At 62.9% G+C, this 3,061-nt stretch carries 3 protein-coding genes and 1 pseudogene; 1 reads left to right on the top strand and 3 read right to left on the bottom strand.

Features of this window, described 5'->3' with window-relative positions:
- On the bottom strand, positions 1 to 936 hold a 936-nt coding region (locus tag AC1D1X_RS21165; RefSeq protein ID WP_477699098.1), incomplete at its 3' end, for an acyclic terpene utilization AtuA family protein.
- 88 nt (positions 937 to 1,024) lie between these two features.
- Between AC1D1X_RS21165 and AC1D1X_RS21160 the strand changes: the two genes are divergently transcribed.
- Positions 1,025 to 2,008 (top strand): LysR family transcriptional regulator, encoded by a 984-nt coding sequence (locus tag AC1D1X_RS21160; protein ID WP_477699097.1) that lies wholly within the window; start codon positions 1,025 to 1,027, stop codon positions 2,006 to 2,008.
- Here AC1D1X_RS21160 and AC1D1X_RS21155 read toward each other — a convergent pair.
- Together AC1D1X_RS21155 and AC1D1X_RS21150 are read right to left on the bottom strand one after the other, a co-directional pair.
- Entirely contained in the window at positions 2,005 to 2,556 is a 552-nt protein-coding gene (locus AC1D1X_RS21155; protein WP_477669306.1) for a hypothetical protein, read from the bottom strand. The genes AC1D1X_RS21160 and AC1D1X_RS21155 overlap by 4 nt on opposite strands.
- A gap of 384 nt (positions 2,557 to 2,940) precedes the next feature.
- Positions 2,941 to 3,061, bottom strand: a pseudogene (locus AC1D1X_RS21150) (DUF2721 domain-containing protein); the annotation flags it as partial.

The raw sequence follows: 3,061 nt of genomic DNA, 5'->3' as shown, positions 1-3,061 counted from the left end.
CTCGGCCTCAGCGCGGTCGGTGTGTGTGGCAGCCACGCGCAGGCGTACATCGCGCGCGTCACCGGCCGGTGTTGCGGCCAGGAGGCTGCCGGCGTCGTCGCCCATGACGCTGAGCGCGCCTATCAGGTCTACCCGCAGCGCCAGGGCCGGCAGGCGCCGGCGCAGCACATCGGCCGCCAGCCGGGCGCGGGCCTCGGCGCGCGGGCCGGCGTAAGAGATTTCACCTTCGGCCAGCCAGCCGCCCTCATGGCAGAGATTGACCTTCAGGCTGGGTGGCCGGGCATGGCCGCGCACACCGCTCAGCGCCACGMGATTAGGGCCAAGCTGTTCAATCTGCGCTGCGCTGATGTCCGCCACCACATCGGGTGTGAGGTAGGCGGCAGGGTCATGCACTTCATACAACAACTGCTCCTTGACGCTGGCAAGGTTCACCAGCCCGCCTGTGTTGGCAGCCTTGCCGATGATGCAGTTGCCGTCGGCGCTGATTTCGGCAATCGGGTAGCCGACGGCGTGCAAATCGGGAACGTCCTTGTAGCCGGGGTCTGCAAAATAACCGCCGCAAACCTGCACTCCGCACTCCAGCAAATGGCCGGCCATGGTGGCGCGTGCCAGCAGGTCCCAATCATCGGCACGCCAGCCAAAGTGCGACATGGCAGGCCCGACGGCGAGCGATGGATCGGCCACGCGGCCGGCCACCACAATTTGCGCGCCGGCGTTCAGCGCAGCGGCAATCGCTTCAGCACCGATGTAGGCATTGGCACTGACCATGCGGATGCCGTCCATCGCACTGCCCAGCTGGGTGCGCAGCAGCTCGCGGTGCCGTTCTTCCGGGCCGGCCGCATCCACACGGTCACCCGAAAAGCCGGCCGCGCAACCGATCAGCAGGCTGGCGGGCGGTGTGGCGGTGTGGGGAGCGAGGGCGGCAGGGATCATCATGGCCAAGCGGTGGATGCCATGAATTTAAGCCCCCGCCTTTTATTTGTAAAATGCAAAATTCCTATCGATTGACTTGAAAATCAGATTAATGGCCGCATCCACCACCACCCCGAAAAATGCGGCCCGCCTGCCCGCACGCAGCCCCAACCTGTCGACACGCCAGCTGCGGGCATTCCTGGCGCTGGCGGAGCTGAGCAGCTTTACCCGGGCCGCTGCCGCCTGCCACCTGTCGCAGCCTGCGTTCAGCGCGCTGATCCAGACCCTGGAAGCGGAGCTGAACACCCGGCTGTTTGACCGCGACACACGCAGCGTACAGCTGACGGCCGAAGGACGCTTGTTTGAAACGCCGGCGCGGCAATTGCTGGGTGACTTCAGCGCCGCGGTGGGTGAACTGAGCGATCACGTCGAGCGCCGCAAGGGACGCGTGCATGTGGCGGCCCTGCCCTCGCTTGCGGCAGGCTGGCTGCCTTCCATCTTTGCGGAGTTCAGGCAGGCCTCGYCCGGTATTGACCTGAAACTCAGCGACCTGCTGTCTGACGCCTGCATCGAGCTGGTGCGCAGCGGCAAGGCCGACTTCGCGCTTGCCTCAACGGGCGCCACGCACGCGGGCCTGACCACGCAGCTGCTTTGCACCGACCGCTTTCACCTGGTCTGCCGCACGGATCATCCCCTGGCCACGGAAAAAGTACTGACACTGAAGAAACTGGCAGCCTTCCCGTTTATCCATATGTCGCGCAACAGCAGCGTGCGCCAGGCTCTGGACGCCGCGCTGCACCCGTTGCAGACCCATACGGTGCTGGAAGTCGACCAGCTGGCGACGGTTACCGGTATGGTTGAGGCAGGCATCGGCATCAGCGTGGTGCCGGCGCTCACGCTCTTTCACTTCGAGCGAAAGAACCTGCTGACGCGGCCGCTGGCCACGCCTGGCCTGTCACGAAAAATTTATACCGTGCGCCGGCAGGAAGGCAGCCTGTCCGTGGCGGCGCAGGCATTGCATGACCTGGTCATGGAACGCATGAAAGCGTGGCAACCCGGGCCGCAGCCGAAGCGCCGCAAACCCGGAAGGCCTTAGAGAGACCCCAGGTCCTGGACGGCATCCACCACCATGCTGGTGCCCAGCGCAATCAGCAGGATGTCGGTGGCGACACGCACATACTTGTGGCCCGAGGGCGGAGGGCCCAGACGCACCACCACCGATGCAGGCACCGGGTAATACACCACGCCGGCAGGCAGCGGTTGCCCGATGGCGTATTTTTTGGCCTGGCCGGGAGGCATGCAGCCGTTGTTTTTCTTGGCAAGGCCCGGGGGGCAATGGCCGGACTTGAATTGCTTGCCGTAGTAGTCCTGGAGCACCACACGCTGCTCGGGAACAAAATAGCCGCCGACCTTGACGTCTTCGCGGTGCTTCTTGTTGCCTTTGTCTTTTTTGCCGCCGTGGTCGTCCTGGTCTGACTGCTCCACCTGGCTGTGCTTGCCGCCCTTGTCCTTGTTCTTGCCGCCGCCGGCCCATTCGGGTTTCTCGGCAAAGCTCGCGGAGCACATCAGCGCGCCTGCCATCAAAAGTGCCAGGCTGCGGCCGGTCAGGCGCAAACCTGTTGTCGGTGTGTGTGTTGTTGTCATCGTGGTTCTCCAGTGGTTTTCTATACAGGGCTCGCCGGGCACAGGCAACAAGTGCACAGCATCCCCTTTTCAACGACGGCCTGCGGTTACCGTTGACAGGACTTTCACCTGCCGCGCTGCACGCTGCGGGCACGTCCGCACGGGCGTGCCGCTACACGCAGAGCTGCACAATTCTGGCGGCGAAACACAGCATGGGGATGTAAGGAAACAAGCTGTTTCACAGTCATACGTTGTCACGTATCTGGAGGTCTGGCGTTTTCTGCCGGCCACAATTACGACAGGAGAAAAACCTGACTGCTATATTTTTTATAGCTTCTCGCGCTTGTTCCAATTGGCCTGCAGGCATTTAAGACCTGCAAAACAATCAAACCTCAAATCACCGCGCTATTTTTTCGGCTCGGCAAACTTGAGCAGGCGTGTGGCCAGCAGCGTTTCAGCCAGGAAACAAACCAGCGCGAGAAGAAAGCACACCACGCCCGACAGAAAACAGACAGTGGCAATGCGC

It is taken from the genome of Polaromonas sp. P1_G4 (assembly GCF_056405475.1).
This window is presented reverse-complemented; position numbering and strand designations above follow the sequence as displayed.

Coding starts and splice junctions, on each gene's coding strand:
- AC1D1X_RS21155 (WP_477669306.1), bottom strand. CDS start 2,556: ATGACAACAACACACACACCGACAACAGGTTTGCGCCTGACCGGCCGC.